The organism is Vagococcus penaei, from assembly GCF_001998885.1.
Taxonomy (GTDB): Bacteria; Bacillota; Bacilli; order Lactobacillales; family Vagococcaceae; genus Vagococcus; species Vagococcus penaei.
This window is the reverse complement of sequence record NZ_CP019609.1, coordinates 1,265,216-1,289,852: the sequence shown is the minus strand read 5'-3', so window position 1 is coordinate 1,289,852 and position 24,637 is coordinate 1,265,216. Positions and strand designations below refer to the sequence as shown.

Genomic DNA, 24,637 nt, shown 5'->3' with positions numbered 1-24,637 from the left:
TACAATTTAAATGAACTTAAGTAGAGAGAGGAGTAACAAAGAATGGCAAGAGAGTTTTCACTAGAAAAAACTCGTAATATTGGTATCATGGCTCACGTTGATGCTGGTAAAACAACAACAACTGAACGTATCTTGTATTACACTGGTAAAATCCATAAACTTGGTGAAACGCACGAAGGTGCATCACAAATGGACTGGATGGAACAAGAACAAGAACGTGGTATCACAATTACTTCTGCTGCGACAACTGCTCAGTGGAAAGGTTACCGAGTAAACATTATTGATACACCAGGACACGTGGACTTCACAATTGAAGTACAACGTTCTTTACGTGTATTGGATGGTGCGGTAACAGTACTAGACTCACAATCTGGAGTAGAACCTCAAACTGAAACAGTATGGCGTCAAGCAACTGAATATAAAGTTCCACGTATCGTATTCTGTAATAAAATGGATAAAATCGGTGCAGACTTCTTATATTCTGTAAAAACAATTCACGATCGTTTGCAAGCAAATGCTCATCCAATTCAATTACCAATCGGTTCTGAAGAGAACTTCACTGGAATTATTGATTTGATTACGATGAAAGCAGAAATCTATACAAACGATTTAGGTACTGACATTCAAGAAACTGAAATTCCTGAAGAATATATGGATTTAGCAACTGAATGGCGTGAAAAATTAGTTGAAGCAGTAGCTGAAACTGATGAAGAATTAATGATGAAATATTTAGATGGTGAAGAAATTACAATCGAAGAATTAAAAGCTGGTATTCGTCGTGCGACTATCAATGTTGAATTCTTCCCTGTAATGGCTGGTTCAGCTTTCAAAAACAAAGGTGTTCAGTTAATGCTAGACGCTGTTTTAGATTACTTACCAGCACCAACTGATGTTGAAGCTATTAAAGGTATCGATACAAAAACTGAAGAAGAAGTAACTCGTCCAGCTGACGATAGCGCTCCTTTCTCATCATTAGCCTTTAAAGTTATGACTGACCCATTCGTAGGTCGTCTAACATTCTTCCGTGTTTATTCTGGTGTATTAGAAAGTGGTTCATACGTTTTAAATGCTTCTAAAGGCAAAAAAGAACGTATTGGTCGTATTCTACAAATGCACGCGAATACACGTTTAGAAATTGACCAAGTTTACTCTGGTGATATTGCTGCAGCTGTTGGTCTTAAAGATACAACAACTGGAGACACATTATGTGCTTTAGATGCACCAGTTATCCTTGAATCAATCGAATTCCCAGAACCAGTTATCCAAGTCGCTGTTGAACCAAAATCAAAAGCTGACCAAGATAAAATGGGTGTGGCTCTTCAAAAGCTTGCTGAAGAAGATCCATCATTCCGCGTTGAAACTAACGTAGAAACTGGTGAAACAGTTATCTCTGGTATGGGTGAGCTTCACTTAGATGTATTAGTTGACCGTATGCGCCGTGAGTTCCGCGTTGAAGCTAACGTTGGTGCGCCACAAGTGTCATATCGTGAAACATTCAGAGCTGGCTGTCAAGCTGAAGGTAAATTCGTTCGTCAATCTGGTGGTAAAGGTCAATACGGTCACGTATGGGTTGAATTCACACCAAATGAAGAAGGAAAAGGCTTCGAGTTTGAAAATGCAATTGTCGGTGGTGTGGTTCCACGTGAATACATTCCTGCAGTTGAAAAAGGTTTAAGCGACTCAATGAACTCTGGGGTATTAGCTGGCTATCCATTAGTGGATATTAAAGCAAAACTTTATGATGGTTCTTACCATGATGTCGATTCAAATGAGACAGCATTCCGTGTGGCTGCGTCTATGGCATTAAAAGCTGCTGCTAAAAAAGCAAATCCAGTTATTTTAGAGCCAATGATGAAAGTAACGATTACTGTTCCTGAAGAATACTTAGGTGATATCATGGGTCACGTTACAGCTCGTCGTGGACGTGTTGAAGGTATGGAAGCTCATGGAAATTCACAAATCGTTAACGCGATTGTGCCATTAGCTGAAATGTTCGGTTATGCGACTACATTACGTTCTGCAACACAAGGTCGTGGTACATTCATGATGGTATTTGATCATTATGAAGACGTTCCTAAATCTATTCAAGAAGAAATTATTAAGAAAAATGGTGGTTCTGCTAACTAGTTTAGACTAGGAAAAGCGAACATTATCATGTAAAATATATTGGTAGAAGGAATAGGAGTTGCTTTTATTCCTTCCTCAATATATTATTATAAATGACCTTTAAATATTAGGAGGAATTAGAAAAATGGCAAAAGAAAAATTTGATCGTTCGAAAGCCCATGTTAACATCGGTACAATCGGACACGTTGACCACGGTAAAACAACATTATCTGCAGCAATCGCTACAGTTTTAGCTAAAAACGGTTTCGGTGAAGCTCAAAACTATGCTGATATCGATAACGCTCCAGAAGAAAAAGAACGTGGAATTACAATTAACACGTCTCACATCGAGTATGAAACAGAAGCTCGTCACTACGCTCACGTAGACTGCCCAGGACACGCGGATTATGTTAAAAACATGATTACTGGAGCTGCTCAAATGGACGGCGCTATCTTAGTAGTATCTGCTGCTGATGGCCCAATGCCACAAACTCGTGAACACATTCTATTATCTCGTAACGTAGGTGTTCCTTACATCGTTGTATTCTTAAACAAAATGGATATGGTTGATGACGAAGAATTATTAGAATTAGTAGAAATGGAAGTTCGTGACTTATTAACTGAATACGACTTCCCAGGAGACGATACTCCAATCGTTGCTGGTTCTGCATTAAAAGCTTTAGAAGGCGAAGAAGAATACGAAGCAAAAATCTTAGAATTAATGGCTGCAGTTGACGAGTACATCCCAACTCCAGAACGTGACACTGACAAACCATTCATGATGCCAGTTGAGGACGTATTCTCAATTACTGGACGTGGTACAGTTGCTACTGGACGTGTTGAACGTGGACAAGTTCGCGTTGGAGACGAAGTAGAAATCGTTGGTATCGCTGAAGATACTAAGAAAACAACAGTTACTGGTGTTGAAATGTTCCGTAAATTATTAGATTACGCTGAAGCTGGAGATAACATTGGTGCTTTATTACGTGGGGTATCTCGTGATGATATCGAACGTGGACAAGTATTAGCTGCTCCTGGAACAATCACTCCACATACAAAATTTAAAGCGGAAGTTTATGTTTTATCTAAAGAAGAAGGTGGACGTCATACTCCATTCTTTACAAACTACCGCCCACAATTTTACTTCCGTACAACTGACGTTACAGGTGTTGTAGATTTACCAGAAGGAACTGAAATGGTAATGCCTGGTGATAACGTAGCTATGGACGTAACTTTAATTCACCCAATCGCTATCGAAGAAGGAACTCGTTTCTCAATTCGTGAAGGCGGACGTACTGTTGGTTCAGGCGTTGTAACTACAATCGTTGGATAATTAATCCAAATTAAATAAGTTTTACCTGTTCGGACGTAAGGTTGGAAACTTCGGTTTTCAACCTTTTTTTATAAGAATAAATTTTTTTTGAAAAACTTCTCAAAAGTGCTTGATATATCGGTATTTATTTAGTATAATTTTACAGGTGCTGAACAAAAGAGTATTCAGTATCCAAAGGAAATAATTGTGGCGTCGAAACGAGAGGTTGCGACACGCCAGGGAGCATTGCCATGGAGGCGTGTTGGAAAAATTTTCGTGGAGCTATGTCTACTTTTAAAATAGGCGAAGGAGGGAAACAAGATGGCAAAACAAAAGATTCGTATCCGTTTAAAAGCGTATGAACATCGTGTATTAGATCAATCTGCAGAAAAAATTGTAGAAACAGCAAAAAGAACAGGTGCTGAGGTTTCTGGACCAATTCCATTACCAACAGAACGTTCAGTTTATACAGTTATTCGTGCAACACACAAATACAAAGATTCACGCGAGCAGTTCGAAATGAGAACTCATAAACGTCTAATCGACATCGTAAGTCCTACACCAAAAACAGTTGACGCTTTAATGAAGCTAGACTTACCAAGTGGTGTAAACATTGAAATTAAATTATAAAAAATAAGATCATGGAGGTGTACTCATGACTAAAGGAATCTTAGGTAAAAAGGTAGGAATGACACAAGTTTTCACGGAAAATGGTGAATTAATTCCAGTTACTGTTATCGAAGCAACACCAAACGTTGTTTTACAAGTTAAAACTGTAGAGACGGATGGCTATGAAGCGATTCAAATTGGATACCAAGACAAACGTGAAGTATTGTCAAACAAACCTGCTAAAGGTCATGTTGCGAAAGCAAATACTGCTCCTAAGCGCTTCATTAAAGAATTACGCAATGTTGAGCTTGGAGAATACGAAGTAGGAAAAGAAATTACAGTGGATGTGTTCCAAGCTGGAGACATCGTTGATGTAACAGGTACAACAAAAGGTAAAGGATTCCAAGGGGTTATCAAACGTCATGGACAAAGTCGTGGACCTATGTCTCACGGTTCTCGTTACCACCGTCGTCCTGGTTCAATGGGTCCTGTTGATCCTAACCACGTATTAAAAGGTAAAAAATTAGCTGGTCGTATGGGTGGAGATCGTGTGACGATTCAAAACTTAGAGATCGTTAGAGTAGATACAGATAAAAATGTTATTTTAGTTAAAGGTAATGTACCTGGATCTAAAAAATCATTAATCGAAATTAAAACAGCAGTTAAGGCTGCTAAATAACTGTGGGAGAGGAGGAACTAAAGAATGACATCTGTAGCATTATTTAAACAAGATGGAACTCAAAATGGCGAAATCACTTTAAACGAAGCGATTTTTGGCATTGAACCAAATGAAAATGTTGTTTTCGATGCAATTATTATGCAACGTGCTTCATTAAGACAAGGAACACACGCTGTGAAAAACCGTAGTGCGGTTCGCGGTGGTGGACGTAAACCATGGCGTCAAAAAGGAACAGGTCGTGCGCGTCAAGGATCTATCCGCTCACCACAATGGCGTGGAGGTGGAGTTGTCTTTGGACCAACACCACGTTCTTATAGCTACAAACTTCCTAAAAAAGTTCGTCGCTTAGCAATTAAATCAGTATTATCTGCAAAAGTTGCTGAAAACAAATTTGTAGTAGTTGAAGGCTTAGCTTTCGATGCTCCAAAAACAAAAGAATTCAAACAAATGTTAACAAACTTAAGTGTTGACACAAAAGTATTAGTTGTTTTAGAAAGTGGCAATGATTTTGCAGCTTTATCTGGACGTAACTTACCAAATGTTTCTATTGTAGAATCTGATAACGTAAGCGTACTTGATGTAGTATCTGCTGACAAATTATTAATCACTAAAACAGCTCTGACTCAGGTAGAGGAGGTGCTTGCATAATGGAATTAATCGATGTAATCAAACGCCCAGTTATTACAGAAATGTCTGTAGCAGCTATGGACGACAAAAAATACACGTTTGAAGTTGACGTAAGAGCCAACAAGACATTAGTTAAGCAAGCTGTAGAAGCTGTTTTCGGCGTAAAAGTTAAAAAAGTAAATATCATGAACGTGAAACCAAAATTCAAAAGAATGGGTAAACACGCTGGATATACTAAAAAACGTCGTAAAGCTATCGTACAATTAACTGAAGAATCAAAAGACATTCAAATTTTTGATGCTGAGTAATTAAACATCAAATTTTAAGTAGGAGGGAAATCACGTGGCGATTAAAAAGTATAAACCTACCACTAATGGCCGTCGTAACATGACTGGTTCAGACTTTGCTGAAATCACGACTTCGACGCCAGAAAAAACGTTATTACAGCCTTTAAAGAAAAACGCTGGACGTAACAACCAAGGTAAAATTACTGTACGTCATCAAGCCGGCGGACACAAACGCCAATACCGTTTAATTGACTTTAAACGTAATAAAGATAATGTGGTTGGTACTATTAAAACAATTGAGTACGATCCAAATAGATCAGCTAATATTGCATTAGTTCACTATACTGACGGGGTTAAAACTTACATTTTAGCACCTAAAGGATTAACTGTAGGAACACAAATTTCTTCTGGTGAGAATGCTGATATTAAAATCGGTAATGCATTACCATTAGTAAATATTCCTGTAGGTACTGTTGTACATAACATCGAATTAAAACCTGGTAAAGGTGGACAATTAATCCGTTCTGCTGGAACAAGTGCTCAAGTACTTGGTAAAGAAGGTAAATACGTATTAGTTCGTCTTAACTCAGGAGAAGTTCGCATGATCTTAGGTACTTGTCGTGCAACAATCGGTACTGTAGGTAACGAACAACACGAATTAATTAACATCGGTAAAGCTGGTCGTAGCCGTTGGATGGGTAAACGTCCGACTGTACGTGGTAGCGTAATGAACCCTAACGATCACCCACACGGTGGTGGTGAAGGTAAAGCACCAATTGGACGTCCATCTCCAATGAGTCCATGGGGCAAACCAACACTTGGATACAAAACTCGTAGTAAAAAAGCTAAATCAGATAAATTTATCGTACGTCGTCGTAAATCTAAATAATTTGTTATTTAGAAATCATTATGAAGATTCGAGAGGAGGATCACGATGGGCCGCAGCTTAAAAAAAGGACCTTTTGTCGACGACCACTTGATGAAAAAAGTGGAAGCACAAAAAGGCGAAACAAAGAAAAAAGTTATTAAAACATGGTCACGCCGTTCGACTATTTTCCCTAACTTTATTGGGTACACTATCGCAGTATATGATGGAAGAAAACACGTTCCAGTTTATATTCAAGAAGATATGGTAGGCCATAAATTAGGTGAATTCGCACCAACAAGAACTTACCGTGGGCATGGCAATGACGATAAGAAAACTAAACGCTAATTGAGGGGAGGAACCGAACATGTCAGAAAGAATTACTTCAGCTAAGGCAACTGCTAAAACAGTTCGCACTTCACCTCGTAAAACAAGACTTGTTGTTGACCTAATCAGAGGTAAACACGTAGGAGAGGCTATTTCAACTTTGAAATTCTCACCTAACAAAGCAGCAGGTATTGTTGAAAAAGTGCTTATGTCAGCAATTGCAAATGCAGAAAATAACTTTGACTTAGATGTTGAAAATTTAGTAGTATCAGAAGTATTTGTGAACGAAGGACCAACTATGAAACGCTTCCGTCCACGTGCTAAAGGATCTGCTTCACCAATCAACAAACGCACAAGTCACATTACAGTAGTAGTATCAGAAAAATAAGGAGGGATTAATCAGTGGGTCAAAAAGTAAATCCAATTGGAATGCGTATCGGCGTTATCCGTGACTGGACCGCTAAATGGTATGCTGAAAAAGAATATGCTGATTACTTACATGAAGATTTAAACATTCGTAAGTTTATCGCTACTAGATTAGCTGATGCTTCTGTTTCTACCGTGGATATCGAACGCGCTGCAAACCGCGTGAACGTGTCTATCCATACTGCTAAACCAGGTATGGTTATTGGTAAAGGTGGTTCTGAAGTTGAAGCTCTACGTAAAGAGTTAAACAAATTAACTGGTAAGAAAGTACACATCAACATCGTGGAAATCAAAAAACCAGATTTAGATGCTAAATTAGTTGCAGAGGGAATTGCACGTCAATTAGAAAACCGTGTTGCTTTCCGTCGTGCACAAAAACAAGCAATCCAACGTACAATGAGATCAGGCGCTCAAGGAATTAAAACTTTGGTTTCTGGACGTTTGAATGGTGCCGATATGGCTCGTTCTGAAGGTTACTCTGAAGGAACAGTTCCATTACATACTATCCGCGCAGACATCGATTATGCTTGGGAAGAAGCCGATACTACATACGGAAAACTAGGAGTTAAAGTGTGGATTTGTCGTGGAGAAATTCTTCCAACTAAGAAAAACACTGAGAAAGGAGGGAAATAATCATGTTAGTACCTAAACGTGTAAAACACCGTCGTGAATTTAGAGGTAAAATGCGTGGTGAAGCTAAAGGTGGTAAGGAAGTAACTTTTGGTGAATACGGCTTACAAGCTGTTGATTCACACTGGATTACAAACCGTCAAATCGAAGCTGCCCGTATTGCTATGACTCGTTACATGAAACGTGGTGGGAAAGTATGGATTAAAATTTTCCCTCACAAATCATATACATCAAAAGCAATTGGTGTTCGTATGGGTTCTGGTAAAGGGGCTCCTGAAGGATGGGTGTCACCAGTTAAACGTGGAAAAATCATGTTTGAAATCGCTGGCGTACCAGAAGAAGTTGCTCGTGAAGCTTTACGATTAGCATCACACAAATTACCTATTAGAACTAAAATTGTAAAACGTGAAGAAATGGGTGGTGAATCGAATGAAGGTTAAAGATATCAGAGAGTTAACCACTACCGAAATGATCGCTAAAGAAAAAGAATTTAGAGAAGAATTATTCAATCTACGTTTCCAATTAGCAACAGGTCAATTAGAAAATACAGCGCGAGTTTCTGAAGTTCGTAAATCGATTGCACGCATTAAAACAGTTTTGCGTGAACAAGAAGCTGCTAAGTAATAGTGGAAGGAGGCCATTTATAGATGACTCAAGAGAGAAATGAACGTAAAGTCTACACAGGACGTGTGGTTTCAGACAAAATGGATAAAACTATCACAGTTGTTGTAGAAACGAAAAAAACTCATAAAATTTATGGTAAACGAGTTAAATATTCTAAAAAATATAAAGCTCATGATGAAAACAACGTTGCGAAAATGGGAGACATCGTTAAAATTATGGAAACTCGTCCATTATCTGCGACAAAACGCTTCCGCTTATTAGAAGTTGTTGAAGAAGCAGTAATTATTTAATTCGAATTTTCCTAAAGATAAAGCTGAAAGTTTGAAAGGAGGATACTGAAGTGATCCAACAAGAATCTCGTATGAAAGTTGCCGATAACTCAGGCGCTCGTGAAGTGTTAACTATCAAAGTACTTGGTGGTTCGGGTCGTAAAACTGCTAACATCGGTGATATCGTTGTTTGTACGGTTAAAAACGCAACACCAGGTGGAGTTGTCAAAAAAGGCGAAGTAGTAAAAGCTGTTATTGTACGTACTAAATCAGGCGCTCGTCGTGCTGATGGTTCATATATTAAATTTGATGAAAATGCATGTGTGATTATTCGTGACGATAAGAGTCCACGTGGAACACGTATCTTTGGACCAGTTGCTCGTGAATTACGCGATAACAACTTCATGAAGATAGTCTCACTAGCACCAGAAGTGTTATAATACATACTCATGTTTAAAGGAGGTGCGAAACAAGATGTTCGTTAAAACAGGCGATAAAGTAAAAGTTATCACAGGTAAAGATAAAAACAAAGAAGGAATTGTGCTTCAAGCATTTCCTAAAAAAGACCGTGTTATCGTTGAAGGTGTCAACATGATGAAAAAACACCAAAAACCTAGCGCAGCTGCTCCTCAGGGAGGAATTATCGAAACGGAAGCGTCTATTCATGTTTCTAATGTAATGGTGGTTGATCCATCTAATGGAGAACCAACACGCGTTGGATACAAAGTCGTTGACGGCAAAAAAGTCCGTGTTTCTAAAAAAACTGGTGAAGTTTTAGATAAATAAGTAATAGTGGAAGGAGGACCTAATTAGATGAACCGCCTAAAAGAAAAATATCTTAATGAAGTAACTCCATCATTGATGGAAAAATTTAACTATTCTTCTGTAATGCAAACACCAAAAGTTGATAAAATCGTTATTAACATGGGTGTGGGTGATGCAGTTTCAAATAGTAAAAACTTAGATAAAGCTGTTGAAGAATTAGCTTTAATCTCTGGACAAAAACCAATCATTACGAAAGCGAAGAAATCAATCGCTGGTTTCCGTTTGCGTGAAGGTATGCCAATCGGCTGTAAAGTAACTTTACGTGGTGAAAGAATGTACGAATTTTTAGATAAATTAGTAACAGTTTCTTTACCTCGTGTCCGTGACTTCCACGGAATCAGCAAAAAATCTTTCGATGGACGTGGAAATTATACTTTAGGTATTAAAGAACAATTAATTTTCCCAGAAGTTGACTTTGATTTAGTTGATAAAGTTCGAGGCATGGATATTGTTGTCGTTACAACAGCTAACACTGACGAAGAATCTCGTGAGTTATTAGCTCAACTTGGAATGCCATTCCAAAAATAATTAAAGGAGGCGAACTACGTGGCTAAAAAATCAATGATTGCTAAAAACAAACGTCCTGCAAAATTTGCGGTACAAGAATACACTCGTTGCGAACGTTGTGGACGTCCACATTCAGTTTATCGTAAATTTAAACTTTGCCGTATTTGCTTCCGTGAACTTGCCTATAAAGGACAAATTCCCGGCGTGAAGAAAGCAAGCTGGTAAAAATAGTAAACCGTAAAAGGAGGTAAATGATTCAATGGTGATGACAGATCCAATTGCAGATTTCTTAACTCGTATTCGTAACGCGAACATCGTGAAACACGAATCATTAGAATTACCTGCATCAAAAATCAAACTTGAAATCGCAAAAATCTTACAACGTGAAGGTTTTGTGCGTGAAGTAGAACACATTGAAGATGACAAACAAGGCATCATCCGTGTTTTCTTAAAATATGGTAAAAACGAAGAACGCGTTATTACTAACTTAAAACGTATCTCAAAACCAGGTTTACGTGTCTATGTTAAATCAGATGATGTACCAAAAGTACTAAATGGTTTAGGTATAGCAATTATCTCAACTTCAGAAGGAATCTTAACTGATAAAGAAGCTAGAGAGCGTAACATTGGCGGAGAAGTATTAGCATACGTTTGGTAAAAATCAAAAGAATTAAGGAGGTGTCTTGAGTGAGTCGTATTGGAAATAAACCAGTTGTTATTCCAGCAGGTGTTACAGTAACACAAAATGGAACAACAGTAACTGTAAAAGGACCTAAAGGTGAGTTAACTCGTGAGTTTGCACCTAGTATTACTTTAAATATCGAAGAAGGCGTTGTAACATTAAGCCGTCCGAACGATAGCAAAGAAAACAAAACTATGCATGGAACAATGCGTGCTAACCTAAACAACATGGTTGTTGGTGTTAGTGAAGGTTTTGAAAAAGCATTAGAATTAATCGGGGTTGGATACCGTGCACAATTACAAGGTCAAAAACTTGTATTGAACGTAGGATATTCACATCCAGTTGATTTTGACGCTCCAGAAGGTGTAACAATCGAAGTTCCTTCTAACACGTCAATTATCGTTAAAGGATCTAACAAAGAAGTTGTTGGAGAATTAGCGGCTAATATCCGTGGAGTACGTCCTCCTGAGCCATATAAAGGTAAAGGTATTCGCTACGTAGGCGAACATGTAAGACGTAAAGAAGGTAAAACAGGTAAATAGAAAATAAAAAGAGGTGACAATTGTGATTACAAAACCAGATAAAAACAAAGTGCGTCGCAAGAGACATCAGCGCGTACGTAACAAAATCTCTGGTACTGCTGAGTGCCCACGCTTAAACGTTTTTCGTTCAAACAAAAACATCTACGCTCAATTAATTGATGACGTAGCGGGTGTGACGCTTGCAAGTGCCTCTACTGTAGATAAAGATATTACAGCAGAAAATAAAACTGAAGATGCGAAAGCTGTTGGTACAGCAATCGCTAAAAAAGCAACAGAAAAAGGTATTAAAAAAGTAGTCTTTGACCGTGGTGGATACCTTTACCATGGCCGTGTAGCAGCTTTAGCCGAAGCAGCACGTGAAAATGGACTAGAATTTTAGGAAAAGGAGGAACACCATTCATGAGTAATATTGACGCTAGACAATTCGATCTTGAAGACCGCGTTGTTGGTATTAATCGCGTTTCTAAAGTTGTTAAAGGTGGACGTCGTTTACGTTTTGCTGCTTTAGTCGTAGTTGGTGATAGAAATGGTCATGTTGGATTCGGAACTGGTAAAGCTCAAGAAGTACCAGAAGCAATCCGCAAAGCCGTTGAAGACGCTAAGAAAAACTTAATTGAAGTACCTATGGTTGGATCTACAATTCCTCACGAAGTAATTGGATCATTCTGTGGTGGACGCATCTTAATGAAACCTGCTGTTGCCGGTTCTGGAGTTGCAGCTGGTGGACCAGTTCGTGCCGTACTTGAATTAGCAGGTATTTCAGATATTACAAGTAAATCACTAGGTTCAAACACACCTGTAAACGTTGTTCGCGCAACGCTTGAAGGATTAAATAGATTGAAGAAAGCAGAAGAAGTTGCCGCATTAAGAGGCGTTTCTGTGAATGAATTAATCGGATAGGGGGACTAAAAATGAGTGAATTAAAAATTACGTTAAGACGTAGTGTCATTGGACGTCCTCAAAACCAACGTGATACTGTAAAAGCATTAGGTTTGAAAAAAACTAATTCAACTGTTGTTAAACCTAACAACGAAGCCATCAAAGGTATGGTTAATACAGTTTCACATTTAGTGGACGTAGAAGAAATTTAGATTTATAATTTCAAGAAACTACTTTAAGGAGGTGCCGAGTTAATGAAACTTCATGAGTTACATCCGGCAGAGGGATCAAGACATGTACGTAATCGTGTAGGTCGTGGATCATCATCTGGAAATGGTAAAACATCAGGTCGTGGTCAAAAAGGTCAAAAATCACGTTCAGGTGGTAAAGTACGTCTAGGATTTGAAGGGGGTCAAACACCTTTATTCCGTCGTTTACCAAAACGTGGATTTACTAATATCAACCGTAAAGATTACGCTGTTGTTAATATTGATGTATTAAATCGTTTTGAAGATGGTGCAGAAGTTACACCAACTACTTTAATTGAAGCAGGGATTGTAAAAGATGCTAAAGCAGGAATCAAAGTTTTAGGTAATGGCGAATTATCTAAAAAATTATCTGTTAAAGCAGCTAAATTCTCTAAATCAGCTCAATCTGCAATTGAAGCAGCTGGTGGATCAATTGAGGTGATCTAATGTTTAAACTGTTGAAGGATTCGTTTAAGGTAAAAAATATCCGTAATAAGATATTTTTTACGCTATTCATTCTCTTCGCGTTTAGAGTAGGAGCCCATATTACTGTCCCAGGCGTTGATGCAAAAGCAGTGCTTGAATTAAATAATTTAGCTCTTGTAGCTATGTTTAATACAGTAAGTGGTAATGCAATGGAAAACTTTTCTATCTTTGCAATGGGAGTTTCCCCTTATATTACCGCATCAATCATTATCCAGTTATTGCAAATGGATATTGTTCCTAAATTTGTTGAGTGGTCAAAGCAAGGTGAAGTTGGTCGGCGTAAGCTGAACCAATGGACCCGGTATTTGACTCTAGTATTAGGTTTTTTCCAGTCTATTGCTATTACGGCTGGATTTAACTACTTTACTGGAGCAGGTTTAGTTAAATCTCCAACTGTTGGGACGTATGTCACAATTGGAGTCATTCTAACAGCTGGTACAATGTTTGTTACCTGGATGGGTGAACAAATATCTGAATACGGTATTGGTAATGGGGTCTCAATGATTATCTTCGCGGGTATCATTGCACGGTTCCCAAGCAACGTTAGAGAAATTTATGAGGCATTATTTGTAAATGTTGAGTCTGGACATTTAGCTCAGTCGATTGCTTTGTTTGTTGCATTAGTTATCGCGGTTTTAGTTGTGGTAACCTTAGTAACTTACGTTCAACAAGCTGAACGCAAAATCCCTATTCAATATACAAAACGCGTTGCAGGCGCACCGCAAAGTAGTTATTTACCATTAAAAGTGAATGCGGCTGGAGTTATTCCAGTAATCTTTGCTAGTTCGTTAATTGCAACACCGCAAGCCTTCTTGACACCTTTAGAACGTTCTTATAGCGGCGAAGGCTGGTATGAAGTGCTTACGCAAATTTTTAATTATACAACTATTCCAGGCGGGATAGTCTATACGATTCTGATTATTGCTTTTACATTCTTCTATGCCTTTGTTCAGGTTAATCCTGAGAAAGTTGCTGAGAACTTACAAAAGCAAGGAAGTTATATTCCAAGTGTACGACCTGGTAAAGAAACCGAAACCTTCATTTCTAAACTTCTTATGAAGTTAAGTACAGTTGGTTCAATTTTCTTAGGTTTAGTAGCAATTCTTCCTATTATTGCCGGCAATTTGTGGGATTTACCTCCTTCAATCGGTCTTGGTGGTACTAGTTTACTGATTGTTATCAGTGTGGCTCTTGATACAAACAAGCAGCTAGAAGGATTACTGTTAAAACGTCAGTACACTGGTTTTATCAGAGAGTAAGAGTGGTGTGTTGAGGTTTGTGCCTCAGCACTTTTCTCGAACTTAAGGAGGAAGACGTATGAATCTCATTTTAATGGGGTTGCCAGGAGCAGGAAAAGGAACACAAGCTGAAAGAATTATTGACACTTATGGAATTCCACATATTTCGACTGGAGATATGTTCCGTGATGCTATGAAGAACGAAACACCTTTAGGCGTAAAAGCAAAAGCTTTTATTGATAATGGTGAATTAGTTCCTGATGAAGTGACTAATGGGATTGTTAGAGATCGTTTAGCACAAGCTGATACGGAAAAAGGATTTTTATTAGACGGATTTCCACGTACACTGGCTCAAGCAGAAGAATTAGATAAAATTTTAGATGGATTAGGCAAAAAGATTGATGATGTACTAAATATTCATGTCGAAGAAGAAGTTCTAATTGAACGTTTAGCTGGTCGTTTTATCTGTCGTACTTGTGGCGCTACGTATCATAAAGTTTATAACCCACCAAAAGTGGATGGAACTTGTGATCGTTGTGGTGGACATGATTTTTACCAACGCGAAGATGATAAGCCAGAGACAGTTAAAAACCGTTTAGCTGTTAACATTAAAAATACTAAACCAATTTTAGATTACTACGAAAACCAAGGTGTGTTACACGCTATTGACGGTAATCGTGATATTCAAGATGTGTTTGTTGATATTAAACAACTTATCGATTCTAACAACTAAGTCATTCTAGTTATCTAACTATTGATGTGGAACTTAATTTTCTTGACTGGATGATTGGAACTATGTTAAAATCTTACAGTCAACTTTCTATATCTAATGACTTATGTTATAATAGTCGGGTTGGAAAGAAAAATTAGTTCTATTGTTCCGTTTGTCAGCATTATTGATGCAAAACAATGTAATAAGGAGGTACTAGTTGTGGCGAAAGAAGAAATGATCGAAATAGAAGGTACAGTCGTCGAAACTTTGCCGAATGCAATGTTTAAAGTTGAATTGGAAAATGGACATGTCATTTTGGCACATGTTTCAGGTAAAATTAGAATGCATTACATTCGTATTTTACCAGGAGACAAGGTGACTGTTGAGTTATCTCCATACGATTTAACTCGTGGCCGTATTACTTATCGCTTTAAATAATTGTACTCCGTAAAATCAAGGAGGTATAATCATGAAAGTAAGACCATCAGTAAAACCCATTTGTGAAAAATGTAAAGTAATTCGTCGTAAAGGTCGAGTTATGGTTATCTGTGAAAACCCAAAACATAAACAACGTCAAGGATAAAGGGAGGTGTAACGAATAATGGCTCGTATTGCAGGTGTAGATATTCCTCGTGATAAACGTGTAGTTATTTCGCTTACTTATATTTATGGTATCGGAAAACATACAGCACAAGACATTTTAGCTGAAGCTGGTGTATCAGAAGACATTCGTGTCCGTGATCTAACAAATGATCAAACTGATGCTATCCGTGCAGCAATTGATAAATTAAAAGTTGAAGGTGACTTACGTCGTGAAACGAACTTAAACATCAAACGCTTGATGGAAATTGGTTCATACAGAGGTATGCGTCATCGTCGTGGATTACCAACTCGTGGACAAAACACGAAAAATAATGCACGTACTAGAAAAGGCCCAGCTCGTTCAATCGCTGGTAAGAAAAAATAATCATTAGAGTGAAGGAGGTTTAAAGCTTCATGGTAGCAAAAAAAGTTACTCGTAAACGTCGAGTTAAAAAGAATATTGAATCAGGTGTGGCTCATATCCATTCTACATTCAATAATACAATTGTGATGCTAACAGATGTACATGGAAATGCTATTTCTTGGTCATCAGCTGGTGCATTAGGATTTAGAGGTAGTAAAAAAGCAACTCCATTTGCAGCTCAAATGGCAGCAGAAACTGCAGCTAAAGTAGCAATGGAACATGGCTTAAAAACTGTTGACGTAACTGTTAAGGGACCTGGTTCTGGTCGTGAGGCAGCAATTCGTTCATTACAAGCAACAGGATTAGAAGTGACAGCAATTCGTGACGTTACTCCAGTTCCTCACAATGGATGTCGCCCTCCAAAACGCCGTCGTGTTTAATGAGAGAGATTATTTCCTTTGTTAGGATACTTAGCGACATTGAGCAGGACACTTTTCGTTTTGAAAGGGGTATAGATAAGAATGATTGAATTTGAGAAACCAAGAATCACAAAGATTGATGAAGACCGAGATTATGGCAAGTTCGTCATCGAACCACTTGAAAGAGGCTATGGAACGACTTTAGGAAATTCCTTACGCCGTATTTTATTGTCATCTCTTCCAGGTGCTGCAATCACCAATCTACAGATAGATGGTGTCTTACACGAATTTTCAACTGTTCCAGGTGTACGTGAAGATGTGACTCAAATAATATTAAATATTAAAGGGTTAGCATTAAAACTTTACACAGAAGAAGTGAAAACTTTAGAAATCGATATTACTGGTCCGGCTGAAGTAACAGCGGGCGATATCATTACTGATAGTGATGTTGAAATTATGAATAAAGATTTATTTATTTGTAGTGTAGCTGAAGGCTCAACATTCCGTGCTAGTTTAACAGTTAAACCTGGTCGTGGATATGTTCAAGCTGACGAAAACAAATCGGAAGATATGCCAATTGGTGTATTACCGGTGGATTCTATCTACACTCCAGTAAATCGCGTGAACTACCAAGTAGAAAATACACGTGTAGGTCGTCGTGATGATTTTGACAAATTAACTTTAGATGTTTGGACTGACGGATCAATTGCTCCTCAAGAAGCTATTAGTTTAGCTGCTAAAATCTTGACTGAGCATTTAGATATCTTTGTTAATCTAACAGATGAAGCGAAAAATGCTGAAATCATGATCGAAAAAGAAGAAACACAAAAAGAAAAGATGTTGGAAACAACAATCGAGGAATTAGACTTATCTGTTCGTTCATACAACTGTCTAAAACGTGCTGGGATCAACACGTTACAGGAATTAACAAATAAATCTGAAGCCGAAATGATTAAGGTTCGTAACTTAGGCCGTAAATCACTAGAAGAAGTGAAAGCTAAACTAGCTGATTTAGGAATTGGCCTACGCCAAGAAGATTAATCATTATAATTACCTGATTAAAGGAGGAATACGACGTGAGTTATCGTAAATTAGGTCGCACAAGTAGCCAAAGAAAAGCTTTACTTCGTGATTTAACAACTGATTTAATTATCAACGAACGCATTGAAACAACTGAAGCTCGTGCTAAGGAAATTCGTTCGACAACAGAGAAAATGATTACTTTAGGTAAACGCGGAGATCTTCATGCTCGTCGTCAAGCAGCTACTTTTGTTCGTAATGAATTAACAGAAGCTCGCTTAGCGGAAGATGGAGAAACTATCGTCCAAGAGACAGCTTTACAAAAATTATTCAGTGACTTAGCACCTCGCTATGCTGACCGTCAAGGTGGATACACACGCATCCTTAAAAAAGGACAACGCCGTGGAGACGCTGCCCCAATGGTTATCATTGAATTAGTTTAATACATTTTGTTATGCATCACTTTATAGATGATTCTTTTAGAGTGTTATGATGTTGGAGATTATTCTCCGAGTCTAGCTCGGTGCTTACCCTCTGGTTGTTGAATCAGAGGGTAAGCTCTCATCATATAAAGTGCTTTTTTTATAGATTGAATAATAACGCTTTATTTGATAAAGTTATGTACATTGTCTCGACCAACCGAATACTAGACAGTAGAATGTTTCCTTGTATTTTTAATAATCGATTTATTAAAAATAGAATGAAGCTTTTTTTTAAAGAAAAAAATGATGGGAACGATGTCAATGACGAATCCTTTAATTACATTAGATAACATAACATTTAAATACTATACACAAGATGAAGAAAGCCGTGCAGCGTTAAATGATGTGTCGTTAAATATTTACCCAGGAGAATGGGTGGCACTCATTGGCCATAATGGTTCTGGTAAATCAACATTAGCTAAGACGATTAACGGGTTAATTCAGCCGACATCTGGCCGTATTCATGTCAAAGGTGAAGAAGTCTCAGAAAAAAATATCTGGGATATTCGTCGCATGATAGGGATGGTTTTTCAAAATCCTGATAATCAATTTGTTGGCTCAACAGTCGAAGATGATGTAGCCTTCGGTCTAGAAAACCAAGGAATCGTACGTGAAGATATGTTAACACGCGTGCACGATGCTTTAGAACGCGTACGTATGTCAGATTTTGCTGCAAAGGAACCTGCCCGCTTATCCGGTGGTCAAAAACAACGCGTGGCGATTGCTGGTGTGATTGCACTACGCCCCGATGTTATTATTTTGGATGAAGCAACATCTATGTTAGACCCTCAAGGGCGTGAAGAAGTTATTTCGACAATCCGCCAAATTAAAGAGGAATCGAACTTAACGGTTATTTCCATTACTCATGATATTGACGAGGCAGCTTATGCCAATCGTGTACTTGTCATGCGCCAAGGTGAGATTATTCAAGAAGGAACTCCTGCAGATATTTTCTCAGAAGGAGAGAAGCTAATTCAATTAGGCTTAGATATTCCCTTTCCTGAAAAACTGAAAGCATCACTCAAGCAACGAGGCCTAGACGTACCAAAAGATTATTTAACTGAAGAAGGGATGGTTGATTGGTTATGGACATCACGTTTGAACAAGTAGATTTTACTTACCAACCCAATAGTCCTTTCGAACAACGGGTCTTGTTTGATATTAATTTAGCAATTCCTAGTCAAACTTATACTGCAATTGTTGGTCATACCGGTAGTGGAAAATCAACACTCTTACAACATCTAAATGCCTTATTAAAACCAACAAAAGGGACTGTCACGTTAGGTGATCGTGTGATTACCCCGACAACTGATAATAAGAATTTAAAGCCGATTCGAAAAAAAGTAGGCATTGTCTTTCAATTCCCTGAGTCACAACTCTTTGAGGAAACAGTTGAACGTGATATTGCTTTTGGTCCAAAGAATTTTGGCGTATCTGAGGAAGAAAGTAAACGATTAGCTCGTGAAATGATTGAATTAGTTGGTTTAGATGCAACTTATTTAGAACGTTCACCGTTCGATTTATCTGGAGGACAAATGCGACGTGTCGCAATTGCTGGAGTACTTGCTATGGAACCAGAAGTGGTAATTTTAGATGAACCAACGGCTGGACTTGATCCTCAAGGACGTAAAGAAATCATGGAAATGTTTCACCGTCTGCATAAAGAAAAAGGTATCAGTATCATTCTTGTGACACATTTGATGGATGATGTCGCTGAATATGCGGACTTTATGGTTGTTTTAGAAAAAGGGAAGGTCCAAAAAAAAGGCCATCCTCGCGATATTTTTAGTGATATTAAGTGGCTTGAGACCAAGCAATTGGGTGTTCCAACCGCGACAGCTTTTGCTTTTGATCTAATGGAAAAAGGCTTTGAATTTAGCCAATTGCCGTTGACGGCTGAAGAATTAGCGGATGAATTAATGACTGATTTACAAGGAGGTCAGTCCTCATGATGAATAAATTAATCTTAGGTCGTTATATTCCAGGTGAGTCGTTTATTCATCGACTCGATCCGCGAGCTAAATTATTGATGAGCTTTTATTTTATTGGGATTATCTTTCTGTGTAATAATTTTCCATCATTTGGTGTAATGTTTATTTTCACACTAATCGCCATTTATGCATCAAAAATTAGTCTGAAATTCTTTATTAATGGTGTGAAACCATTAATCTGGTTAATCCTATTTACGGTCATCCTTCAAGTACTCTTTACTCAAGGTGGCGATGTTTACTTCCATTGGGGGTTTATTACGATTAGCCAATTTGGCCTAACTAATGGAGCCTATATCTTTTTACGATTTGTTTTAATTATTTTTATGTCAACATTACTAACACTAACGACTCCACCGTTGTCCTTAGCTGACGCGATTGAATACATCTTGCGTCCATTGAAGGCCGTAAAGTTTCCGGCACATGAAGTCTCATTGATGCTATCTATTGCACTACGTTTTGTGCCGACATTAATGGATGAGACAGAAAAAATCATGAACGCCCAACGTGCACGTGGTGTCGATTTTGGTGAAGGGAATTTAATGCAAAAAATGAAAGCTATTGTCCCACTGCTAATTCCACTCTTTGTGAGTAGTTTTAACCGAGCAGAAGATTTGGCAACAGCCATGGAAGCTCGTGGCTATCAAGGTGGCGATGTACGGACAAAGTACCGTGTTTTAGCTTGGAGTCGTCAAGATACCCTAGTCATCTTTATTTTTGCTTTATTGACTGTTGCACTTGTTTGGATTCGTTCATAACACAAAAATAATCAAACAGTTCCCTAATAGCACATTAGCTAATGGGAACTGTTTTTGTCCGGAAGAGGAGAGAAAGAGTGTCATGCCAAGATACAAAGCAACTATTCAATACGATGGAACTAACTATGCAGGGTTTCAACGTCAAACTAATGCACGAAGTATTCAAGAAACGATTGAGACGGTCCTAACTCGCCTAAATGGTGGTCAATCCGTTGTGATTCATCCATCGGGTCGTACGGACTCAGGTGTCCACGCATTAGGTCAGGTCATTCACTTTGATTTACCTCAAGCACGTGATACTGAAAAATTGCGATTTGCACTTGATACACAATGTCCAAGCGACATTAGCGTGAGCCAAGTTGAATCTGTCTCAGACACTTTCCATGCGAGATACCTCGCTACGGAGAAAACCTATCACTACTATGTAGATACCTCAGTCTATAGGAGCCCGTTTAAGAGACTTTATTCTGCACACTACACATTTACCTTAGACTTAGATAAAATGCGTCAGGCAGCTCAAGATATCGTTGGAACTCATGACTTTACGGTTTTTTGTGCCGTTGGGAGTCCAGTTGAAGACAAAACACGGACCGTTCATGAAGTAGTCATTGAAGAATTAAGCCCAACTGAGCTGCGTTTTGTCTTTCGAGGCAATGGCTTTCTTTATAAAATGGTGCGACTATTGATGGGAACACTACTCAGAATTGGTGCAGGAAAACTACCAATCGATACAATTCAAACAGCCTTAAAAACCCAGGATAAAAAAATAATAGGTCCCACGGCACATCCGGAGGGGTTGTTTCTGGTAGAGGTTCGTTATGATGAAGAAAAAAATGAAATTTAAGGGCAAAAAAGATTGACATATCAATGAAATACCGATAATATGGTAAATGGTATTGTTTGCCCCACGATGAGCCCCGGAATCTTATTGTGTATCGTCAAACAACAGAAGAAAATTGGAGGAAAAAAAACCATGCGTACAACATATATGGCCAAAGCTGGCGAAGTAGAGCGTAAATGGTATGTAGTAGATGCAACGGACATTTCTTTAGGTCGTTTATCTGCTGTCGTAGCATCTATCCTACGAGGAAAAAATAAACCAACATTCACACCACACGTAGACACTGGTGACTATGTGATTGTTATTAATGCAGACCAAGTAAAATTAACAGGACAAAAAGCAAGTGACAAAATGTATCACCGTCATAGCCAACACCCAGGTGGTTTGAAATCTGTATCTGCTGGTGAATTACGTGAAAAGAACTCACGTCGTTTAATCGAAACTTCTATCAAAGGTATGTTACCAAAAAATACTTTAGGTCGTAAACAAGGCTCTAAATTATTTGTTTATGGTGGAAGCGAACATAATCATCAAGCACAACAACCAGAAGTATTGGATATTACAAACCTAATTTAAGGAGGGAAACCCATTGGCTAAAGTACAATATTTAGGCACAGGCCGTCGTAAAACATCTGTAGCACGCGTACGCTTAGTACCAGGTACAGGTAAAGTAATCATTAACAAAAAAGACATTGAAGAATACATTCCACACGCTGATTTACGCGAAGTAATCATGCAACCATTAGTAGCAACAGAAACTAAAGGTGCTTATGACGTTTTAGTTAACGTTAACGGTGGTGGATATGCTGGACAATCTGGAGCAACTCGTCATGGTATCGCTCGTGCGTTACTACAAGTAGACCCAGACTTCCGTCCTGTATTAAAACGCGCTGGTTTATTAACTCGTGACGCTCGTATGGTTGAACGTAAAAAACCAGGTCTTAAAAAAGCTCGTAAAGCTAGTCAGTTCTCAAAACGTTAATCGTTGTTATATCAACGTTTCAAGACACTTTCCAAGTATTTGGAAGGTGTCTTTTTTTGTTGAGGTAATGAAAAAGGTAATGACGGACTTATTTTGTAGCTATAATCCAGTGTACGAAATGAATTTATCAACTGCATTTCGTTGTGCTTTCTCAGTTACATGAGAATATGTGTTTAGCGTTGTTTCGGCATTTTTATGACCTAGTCTATCTTGTGTTTCTTTAATGCTAGCCCCACCTTCTAAAAGTAAAGTAGCATGTGTATGTCGTAATCCGTGAATTGTTACATGTTTAAATTGATATTTCTTTTCTAATTTACGCATGATGTTATTTGAATAGTCAGCGTGCAGGGGTTGATTTATTTTTCCATCAGCATTTATATAAGTGAAAATTAACTGATCTTTTCTTTTAGTATTTATCCCAAATTGTAGTAGTTCTAAAGCCTGTTCTTTCTTCCATTTCTTTAACATTTCAATTGTTTGAGAATCAATAGGAAGAATTCGTTTTGATGTAATATTTTTAGTATCTTTTTGAACTCTGACTGTTTTTCTTTTGGAAGAGCTATCTTTATTTCTAACAGTTGCATAGCTTTTACCAATGTAGAGTAAATGTTCGTCAAAATCTATATCTGACCAACGTAGTGCAGAAAGTTCTCCTTTTCTAACTCCAGTAGTAATTAAGAGTTGGAAGATTAATATATGTTTTAAAGATTCTTCTTTATGAAGTATCTCTATAAAATATTTAAGTTCATCTAGTGAAAAGAAATTATCAGATTCTTTCTTTTCTTTTTTAGGTAATTTAACATTTAGCATAGGGTTTCTTTGTAAGAATTCAGCAAAAATAGCATGCTCAAAAATTTGAGAAGTATAGGATTTTAATTGCTTAATATTTGTATAGGTTTCTGCCCATTTATTGATAGCATTTTGACATTGTACAGGAGTAATTTTAGAAATACTTTTTTCTCCAAACACTGGCAGAATATGTAATCTAAAAATATCTTCTGTACGTTGATAAGTAGTTTCTTGAACACGATTTTTATAGGTTGGTAACCAATCTATAAAAATCGTATTAAAAATATCATCAGATAATTTTTGATAAGTTCCATCAGCAATCTCAAGTTTTTTTCTTGCTTCATGTAACTTTGCTTCTTTTTCAGTTTTAAAGCCTTTTTTTACATAATATTCTTGTTTTCCTTGTTCATCTTTACGAATGTATAAGCGAACTGCATAGCGCAGTCCGCTTTTTGTTTTGTATTTATTAATCGACATAACTAATCTCTCCAATCTAATAACTTGGCGAGTTGGCTGATTGAGGAATTAGTTTTCTTTGTATTTATCTAATAGATTTTGTTTCATTATTTCAAGTTGTTTATTGATTTCTTGGATACTAGATTCGATTTCTTCTTCAATGTTGTTATATTGTTTAATAGATTTAGAAGAGTCATTGTATTTATAAGATGGCTTAGGTAGGTCTCCTGTAAGCCAAGTTAGATGATCACAAATAATGTATATTGGTTTAAAATGTTTTTCATCTTTAACTTGAGTTCTTCTAAATACATCCAAGTAGAAAAATAGAAAATCTGCTTGAAAAAAGTCTTCTATCGTTTCAAGTGAAGCTTCTAAAAGTTTTTCTGTTTTTTCAAAAGTAATAGATGTATTCATATTTCTACGGTCACTATACATTGGATCCATGCCAAATATAATTTGTTTATAACTTTTTCCACTCAAGGTTGTTAGTTTTTCTATTTGTTCCCAGTTTGGTAAACTATTTTCTAATTCCCAGGATTCAACCACGCTTGAAGATACTGGTGGAGTAAATAATTTTCCAAAAAGCTCTAAATTATCTTCAGTAATTTTTTCTCTGATTTCTCTTATCTTTTCTCCATAACCAGCAAGTACTTTTCCATAAAGTAAAAAATCAACACTTACATTTCCAATATTTGCTAATTGTTCTAGTTTGTCCCGTTGTGGAAGATGAAATCCTTTTTCCCATGCGCGTATAACACTTTTGCTAGCAGGTGGTTCTAGTAACTTTCCAAACTCTTCTAAAGACATTTTTCTTTTCGAAGTTTTTGAAACCATAGATAATCTTATATTATGAATTCTCGAGCCTACAGCTTCATTATCTATAATAGGCATTGCTTTCACTCCTTCTATAATAAGTATTATAAAGCATCTACAAAACAAATTAAAGTATGTAAAATAGATGTTTTTTGGTATATTGTTAGCAATTTTAAATATTATTGTGCCATTTTTAATTGTATGTGATATATTATATTTATTGGATATAAGTGCAGTAATTAATATACTTATATTCAGTTAAT

General features: G+C 37.4%; 39 protein-coding genes. 37 read left to right on the top strand and 2 right to left on the bottom strand.

The window, feature by feature from the left end:
- The first annotated feature begins 42 nt into the window (after positions 1 to 42).
- From fusA to rpsI, 37 genes are all read left to right on the top strand, one after another.
- On the top strand, positions 43 to 2,127 hold the full coding sequence (gene fusA, locus BW732_RS06085) for an elongation factor G (RefSeq protein WP_077275940.1): 2,085 nt from the start codon (positions 43 to 45) through the stop codon (positions 2,125 to 2,127).
- Positions 2,128 to 2,251: 124 nt separating this feature from the next.
- Positions 2,252 to 3,439: an elongation factor Tu gene (gene tuf, locus BW732_RS06080; protein ID WP_077275939.1), complete on the top strand. Its 1,188-nt coding sequence runs from the start codon at positions 2,252 to 2,254 to the stop codon at positions 3,437 to 3,439.
- A 300-nt stretch (positions 3,440 to 3,739) separates the two neighbouring features.
- Positions 3,740 to 4,048, top strand: a complete 309-nt coding sequence (rpsJ, locus tag BW732_RS06075; RefSeq protein WP_077275938.1) for a 30S ribosomal protein S10 — start codon at positions 3,740 to 3,742, stop codon at positions 4,046 to 4,048.
- 25 nt (positions 4,049 to 4,073) lie between these two features.
- Positions 4,074 to 4,706 (top strand): 50S ribosomal protein L3, encoded by a 633-nt coding sequence (rplC, locus tag BW732_RS06070; RefSeq protein ID WP_077275937.1) that lies wholly within the window; start codon positions 4,074 to 4,076, stop codon positions 4,704 to 4,706.
- Between the two features lie 24 nt (positions 4,707 to 4,730).
- On the top strand, positions 4,731 to 5,354 hold the full coding sequence (gene rplD / locus BW732_RS06065) for a 50S ribosomal protein L4 (RefSeq protein ID WP_077275936.1): 624 nt from the start codon (positions 4,731 to 4,733) through the stop codon (positions 5,352 to 5,354).
- A complete protein-coding gene (gene rplW / locus BW732_RS06060) occupies positions 5,354 to 5,641 on the top strand; it encodes a 50S ribosomal protein L23 (RefSeq protein WP_077275935.1) in 288 nt (95 codons plus the stop codon). The genes rplD and rplW overlap by 1 nt, the downstream gene beginning before the upstream one ends.
- A gap of 34 nt (positions 5,642 to 5,675) precedes the next feature.
- Positions 5,676 to 6,509 (top strand): 50S ribosomal protein L2, encoded by an 834-nt coding sequence (gene rplB, locus BW732_RS06055; RefSeq protein WP_077275934.1) that lies wholly within the window; start codon positions 5,676 to 5,678, stop codon positions 6,507 to 6,509.
- Positions 6,510 to 6,554: 45 nt separating this feature from the next.
- A complete protein-coding gene (gene rpsS / locus BW732_RS06050) occupies positions 6,555 to 6,833 on the top strand; it encodes a 30S ribosomal protein S19 (protein WP_077275933.1) in 279 nt (92 codons plus the stop codon).
- A gap of 19 nt (positions 6,834 to 6,852) precedes the next feature.
- Positions 6,853 to 7,200, top strand: coding sequence for a 50S ribosomal protein L22 (rplV, locus tag BW732_RS06045; protein ID WP_077275932.1), 348 nt, complete (start codon positions 6,853 to 6,855; stop codon positions 7,198 to 7,200).
- Between the two features lie 14 nt (positions 7,201 to 7,214).
- Positions 7,215 to 7,871: a 30S ribosomal protein S3 gene (gene rpsC, locus BW732_RS06040; protein ID WP_077275931.1), complete on the top strand. Its 657-nt coding sequence runs from the start codon at positions 7,215 to 7,217 to the stop codon at positions 7,869 to 7,871.
- Between the two features lie 2 nt (positions 7,872 to 7,873).
- Positions 7,874 to 8,308, top strand: coding sequence for a 50S ribosomal protein L16 (gene rplP / locus BW732_RS06035; RefSeq protein ID WP_077275930.1), 435 nt, complete (start codon positions 7,874 to 7,876; stop codon positions 8,306 to 8,308).
- Positions 8,298 to 8,492, top strand: coding sequence for a 50S ribosomal protein L29 (gene rpmC, locus BW732_RS06030; RefSeq protein WP_077275929.1), 195 nt, complete (start codon positions 8,298 to 8,300; stop codon positions 8,490 to 8,492). The genes rplP and rpmC overlap by 11 nt, the downstream gene beginning before the upstream one ends.
- A 23-nt stretch (positions 8,493 to 8,515) precedes the next feature.
- A complete protein-coding gene (gene rpsQ, locus BW732_RS06025) occupies positions 8,516 to 8,782 on the top strand; it encodes a 30S ribosomal protein S17 (protein WP_077275928.1) in 267 nt (88 codons plus the stop codon).
- Between the two features lie 50 nt (positions 8,783 to 8,832).
- Positions 8,833 to 9,201, top strand: a complete 369-nt coding sequence (gene rplN, locus BW732_RS06020; protein WP_077275927.1) for a 50S ribosomal protein L14 — start codon at positions 8,833 to 8,835, stop codon at positions 9,199 to 9,201.
- Positions 9,202 to 9,235: 34 nt separating this feature from the next.
- The gene (gene rplX / locus BW732_RS06015; protein ID WP_077275926.1) at positions 9,236 to 9,547 is read left to right on the top strand and encodes a 50S ribosomal protein L24; all 312 of its coding nucleotides are present in this window, start codon (positions 9,236 to 9,238) and stop codon (positions 9,545 to 9,547) included.
- Between the two features lie 27 nt (positions 9,548 to 9,574).
- Positions 9,575 to 10,114 (top strand): 50S ribosomal protein L5, encoded by a 540-nt coding sequence (gene rplE / locus BW732_RS06010; protein ID WP_077275925.1) that lies wholly within the window; start codon positions 9,575 to 9,577, stop codon positions 10,112 to 10,114.
- Between the two features lie 18 nt (positions 10,115 to 10,132).
- The gene (locus tag BW732_RS06005) at positions 10,133 to 10,318 is read left to right on the top strand and encodes a type Z 30S ribosomal protein S14 (RefSeq protein WP_077275924.1); all 186 of its coding nucleotides are present in this window, start codon (positions 10,133 to 10,135) and stop codon (positions 10,316 to 10,318) included.
- A gap of 34 nt (positions 10,319 to 10,352) precedes the next feature.
- Complete coding sequence (gene rpsH, locus BW732_RS06000) at positions 10,353 to 10,751, top strand: 30S ribosomal protein S8 (protein ID WP_077275923.1); 399 nt, start codon at positions 10,353 to 10,355, stop codon at positions 10,749 to 10,751.
- A 29-nt stretch (positions 10,752 to 10,780) separates the two neighbouring features.
- Positions 10,781 to 11,317, top strand: coding sequence for a 50S ribosomal protein L6 (rplF, locus tag BW732_RS05995; RefSeq protein WP_077275922.1), 537 nt, complete (start codon positions 10,781 to 10,783; stop codon positions 11,315 to 11,317).
- A 22-nt stretch (positions 11,318 to 11,339) separates the two neighbouring features.
- On the top strand, positions 11,340 to 11,696 hold the full coding sequence (gene rplR, locus BW732_RS05990; protein WP_077275921.1) for a 50S ribosomal protein L18: 357 nt from the start codon (positions 11,340 to 11,342) through the stop codon (positions 11,694 to 11,696).
- Positions 11,697 to 11,716: 20 nt separating this feature from the next.
- Positions 11,717 to 12,217 (top strand): 30S ribosomal protein S5, encoded by a 501-nt coding sequence (rpsE, locus tag BW732_RS05985; RefSeq protein ID WP_077275920.1) that lies wholly within the window; start codon positions 11,717 to 11,719, stop codon positions 12,215 to 12,217.
- A gap of 11 nt (positions 12,218 to 12,228) precedes the next feature.
- Entirely contained in the window at positions 12,229 to 12,408 is a 180-nt protein-coding gene (rpmD, locus tag BW732_RS05980; RefSeq protein ID WP_077275919.1) for a 50S ribosomal protein L30, read from the top strand.
- 42 nt (positions 12,409 to 12,450) lie between these two features.
- The gene (rplO, locus tag BW732_RS05975; RefSeq protein ID WP_077275918.1) at positions 12,451 to 12,891 is read left to right on the top strand and encodes a 50S ribosomal protein L15; all 441 of its coding nucleotides are present in this window, start codon (positions 12,451 to 12,453) and stop codon (positions 12,889 to 12,891) included.
- Positions 12,891 to 14,189 carry a preprotein translocase subunit SecY gene (gene secY / locus BW732_RS05970; protein ID WP_077275917.1) on the top strand — a complete coding sequence of 433 codons (1,299 nt, stop codon included), beginning with the start codon at positions 12,891 to 12,893 and terminating at the stop codon, positions 14,187 to 14,189. Before rplO ends, secY begins: the two co-directional genes overlap by 1 nt.
- 58 nt (positions 14,190 to 14,247) lie before the next feature.
- Positions 14,248 to 14,901 (top strand): adenylate kinase, encoded by a 654-nt coding sequence (locus BW732_RS05965; protein ID WP_077275916.1) that lies wholly within the window; start codon positions 14,248 to 14,250, stop codon positions 14,899 to 14,901.
- A 198-nt stretch (positions 14,902 to 15,099) separates the two neighbouring features.
- Positions 15,100 to 15,318: a translation initiation factor IF-1 gene (gene infA / locus BW732_RS05960; RefSeq protein ID WP_077275915.1), complete on the top strand. Its 219-nt coding sequence runs from the start codon at positions 15,100 to 15,102 to the stop codon at positions 15,316 to 15,318.
- A 31-nt stretch (positions 15,319 to 15,349) separates the two neighbouring features.
- Positions 15,350 to 15,463, top strand: coding sequence for a 50S ribosomal protein L36 (gene rpmJ / locus BW732_RS05955; RefSeq protein WP_009488082.1), 114 nt, complete (start codon positions 15,350 to 15,352; stop codon positions 15,461 to 15,463).
- Between the two features lie 18 nt (positions 15,464 to 15,481).
- Entirely contained in the window at positions 15,482 to 15,847 is a 366-nt protein-coding gene (gene rpsM, locus BW732_RS05950; protein WP_077275914.1) for a 30S ribosomal protein S13, read from the top strand.
- Between the two features lie 29 nt (positions 15,848 to 15,876).
- Positions 15,877 to 16,266: a 30S ribosomal protein S11 gene (gene rpsK, locus BW732_RS05945; protein WP_077275913.1), complete on the top strand. Its 390-nt coding sequence runs from the start codon at positions 15,877 to 15,879 to the stop codon at positions 16,264 to 16,266.
- An 81-nt stretch (positions 16,267 to 16,347) separates the two neighbouring features.
- Positions 16,348 to 17,286 (top strand): DNA-directed RNA polymerase subunit alpha, encoded by a 939-nt coding sequence (locus BW732_RS05940; RefSeq protein ID WP_077275912.1) that lies wholly within the window; start codon positions 16,348 to 16,350, stop codon positions 17,284 to 17,286.
- 35 nt (positions 17,287 to 17,321) lie between these two features.
- Positions 17,322 to 17,708 carry a 50S ribosomal protein L17 gene (rplQ, locus tag BW732_RS05935; RefSeq protein WP_077275911.1) on the top strand — a complete coding sequence of 129 codons (387 nt, stop codon included), beginning with the start codon at positions 17,322 to 17,324 and terminating at the stop codon, positions 17,706 to 17,708.
- Between the two features lie 300 nt (positions 17,709 to 18,008).
- A complete protein-coding gene (locus BW732_RS05930) occupies positions 18,009 to 18,857 on the top strand; it encodes an energy-coupling factor ABC transporter ATP-binding protein (protein WP_077276873.1) in 849 nt (282 codons plus the stop codon).
- Positions 18,833 to 19,699: an energy-coupling factor ABC transporter ATP-binding protein gene (locus BW732_RS05925; protein WP_077276874.1), complete on the top strand. Its 867-nt coding sequence runs from the start codon at positions 18,833 to 18,835 to the stop codon at positions 19,697 to 19,699. The genes BW732_RS05930 and BW732_RS05925 overlap by 25 nt, the downstream gene beginning before the upstream one ends.
- Positions 19,696 to 20,493, top strand: coding sequence for an energy-coupling factor transporter transmembrane component T family protein (locus BW732_RS05920; protein WP_077275910.1), 798 nt, complete (start codon positions 19,696 to 19,698; stop codon positions 20,491 to 20,493). Before BW732_RS05925 ends, BW732_RS05920 begins: the two co-directional genes overlap by 4 nt.
- Before the next feature lie 82 nt (positions 20,494 to 20,575).
- Positions 20,576 to 21,337: a tRNA pseudouridine(38-40) synthase TruA gene (truA, locus tag BW732_RS05915; protein ID WP_077275909.1), complete on the top strand. Its 762-nt coding sequence runs from the start codon at positions 20,576 to 20,578 to the stop codon at positions 21,335 to 21,337.
- A 129-nt stretch (positions 21,338 to 21,466) separates the two neighbouring features.
- Entirely contained in the window at positions 21,467 to 21,910 is a 444-nt protein-coding gene (rplM, locus tag BW732_RS05910; RefSeq protein WP_077275908.1) for a 50S ribosomal protein L13, read from the top strand.
- 13 nt (positions 21,911 to 21,923) lie between these two features.
- On the top strand, positions 21,924 to 22,316 hold the full coding sequence (gene rpsI, locus BW732_RS05905) for a 30S ribosomal protein S9 (RefSeq protein ID WP_077275907.1): 393 nt from the start codon (positions 21,924 to 21,926) through the stop codon (positions 22,314 to 22,316).
- A 99-nt stretch (positions 22,317 to 22,415) separates the two neighbouring features.
- Here rpsI and BW732_RS05900 read toward each other — a convergent pair whose 3' ends face one another.
- Together BW732_RS05900 and BW732_RS05895 are read right to left on the bottom strand one after the other, a co-directional pair.
- Positions 22,416 to 23,582, bottom strand: coding sequence for a site-specific integrase (locus tag BW732_RS05900; protein ID WP_077275906.1), 1,167 nt, complete (start codon positions 23,580 to 23,582; stop codon positions 22,416 to 22,418).
- A 48-nt stretch (positions 23,583 to 23,630) separates the two neighbouring features.
- A complete protein-coding gene (locus BW732_RS05895; protein ID WP_077275905.1) occupies positions 23,631 to 24,452 on the bottom strand; it encodes a helix-turn-helix domain-containing protein in 822 nt (273 codons plus the stop codon).
- Positions 24,453 to 24,637 lie beyond the last annotated feature (185 nt).

What these genes read in the sequence shown, in the direction of transcription:
- fusA (WP_077275940.1), top strand. Translation starts at nt 43, where the DNA reads ATGGCAAGAGAGTTTTCACTAGAAAAAACTCGTAATATTGGTATCATG.
- tuf (WP_077275939.1), top strand. Translation starts at nt 2,252, where the DNA reads ATGGCAAAAGAAAAATTTGATCGTTCGAAAGCCCATGTTAACATCGGT.
- rpsJ (WP_077275938.1), top strand. Translation starts at nt 3,740, where the DNA reads ATGGCAAAACAAAAGATTCGTATCCGTTTAAAAGCGTATGAACATCGT.
- rplC (WP_077275937.1), top strand. Translation starts at nt 4,074, where the DNA reads ATGACTAAAGGAATCTTAGGTAAAAAGGTAGGAATGACACAAGTTTTC.
- rplD (WP_077275936.1), top strand. Translation starts at nt 4,731, where the DNA reads ATGACATCTGTAGCATTATTTAAACAAGATGGAACTCAAAATGGCGAA.
- rplW (WP_077275935.1), top strand. Translation starts at nt 5,354, where the DNA reads ATGGAATTAATCGATGTAATCAAACGCCCAGTTATTACAGAAATGTCT.
- rpsS (WP_077275933.1), top strand. Translation starts at nt 6,555, where the DNA reads ATGGGCCGCAGCTTAAAAAAAGGACCTTTTGTCGACGACCACTTGATG.
- rplV (WP_077275932.1), top strand. Translation starts at nt 6,853, where the DNA reads ATGTCAGAAAGAATTACTTCAGCTAAGGCAACTGCTAAAACAGTTCGC.
- rplP (WP_077275930.1), top strand. Translation starts at nt 7,874, where the DNA reads ATGTTAGTACCTAAACGTGTAAAACACCGTCGTGAATTTAGAGGTAAA.
- rpmC (WP_077275929.1), top strand. Translation starts at nt 8,298, where the DNA reads ATGAAGGTTAAAGATATCAGAGAGTTAACCACTACCGAAATGATCGCT.
- rpsQ (WP_077275928.1), top strand. Translation starts at nt 8,516, where the DNA reads ATGACTCAAGAGAGAAATGAACGTAAAGTCTACACAGGACGTGTGGTT.
- rplX (WP_077275926.1), top strand. Translation starts at nt 9,236, where the DNA reads ATGTTCGTTAAAACAGGCGATAAAGTAAAAGTTATCACAGGTAAAGAT.
- rplE (WP_077275925.1), top strand. Translation starts at nt 9,575, where the DNA reads ATGAACCGCCTAAAAGAAAAATATCTTAATGAAGTAACTCCATCATTG.
- rpsH (WP_077275923.1), top strand. Translation starts at nt 10,353, where the DNA reads ATGGTGATGACAGATCCAATTGCAGATTTCTTAACTCGTATTCGTAAC.
- rpsE (WP_077275920.1), top strand. Translation starts at nt 11,717, where the DNA reads ATGAGTAATATTGACGCTAGACAATTCGATCTTGAAGACCGCGTTGTT.
- rpmD (WP_077275919.1), top strand. Translation starts at nt 12,229, where the DNA reads ATGAGTGAATTAAAAATTACGTTAAGACGTAGTGTCATTGGACGTCCT.
- rplO (WP_077275918.1), top strand. Translation starts at nt 12,451, where the DNA reads ATGAAACTTCATGAGTTACATCCGGCAGAGGGATCAAGACATGTACGT.
- secY (WP_077275917.1), top strand. Translation starts at nt 12,891, where the DNA reads ATGTTTAAACTGTTGAAGGATTCGTTTAAGGTAAAAAATATCCGTAAT.
- BW732_RS05965 (WP_077275916.1), top strand. Translation starts at nt 14,248, where the DNA reads ATGAATCTCATTTTAATGGGGTTGCCAGGAGCAGGAAAAGGAACACAA.
- rpmJ (WP_009488082.1), top strand. Translation starts at nt 15,350, where the DNA reads ATGAAAGTAAGACCATCAGTAAAACCCATTTGTGAAAAATGTAAAGTA.
- rpsM (WP_077275914.1), top strand. Translation starts at nt 15,482, where the DNA reads ATGGCTCGTATTGCAGGTGTAGATATTCCTCGTGATAAACGTGTAGTT.
- rpsK (WP_077275913.1), top strand. Translation starts at nt 15,877, where the DNA reads ATGGTAGCAAAAAAAGTTACTCGTAAACGTCGAGTTAAAAAGAATATT.
- BW732_RS05940 (WP_077275912.1), top strand. Translation starts at nt 16,348, where the DNA reads ATGATTGAATTTGAGAAACCAAGAATCACAAAGATTGATGAAGACCGA.
- BW732_RS05930 (WP_077276873.1), top strand. Translation starts at nt 18,009, where the DNA reads ATGACGAATCCTTTAATTACATTAGATAACATAACATTTAAATACTAT.
- BW732_RS05925 (WP_077276874.1), top strand. Translation starts at nt 18,833, where the DNA reads ATGGACATCACGTTTGAACAAGTAGATTTTACTTACCAACCCAATAGT.
- BW732_RS05920 (WP_077275910.1), top strand. Translation starts at nt 19,696, where the DNA reads ATGATGAATAAATTAATCTTAGGTCGTTATATTCCAGGTGAGTCGTTT.
- truA (WP_077275909.1), top strand. Translation starts at nt 20,576, where the DNA reads ATGCCAAGATACAAAGCAACTATTCAATACGATGGAACTAACTATGCA.
- rplM (WP_077275908.1), top strand. Translation starts at nt 21,467, where the DNA reads ATGCGTACAACATATATGGCCAAAGCTGGCGAAGTAGAGCGTAAATGG.
- BW732_RS05900 (WP_077275906.1), bottom strand. Translation starts at nt 23,582, where the DNA reads ATGTCGATTAATAAATACAAAACAAAAAGCGGACTGCGCTATGCAGTT.
- BW732_RS05895 (WP_077275905.1), bottom strand. Translation starts at nt 24,452, where the DNA reads ATGCCTATTATAGATAATGAAGCTGTAGGCTCGAGAATTCATAATATA.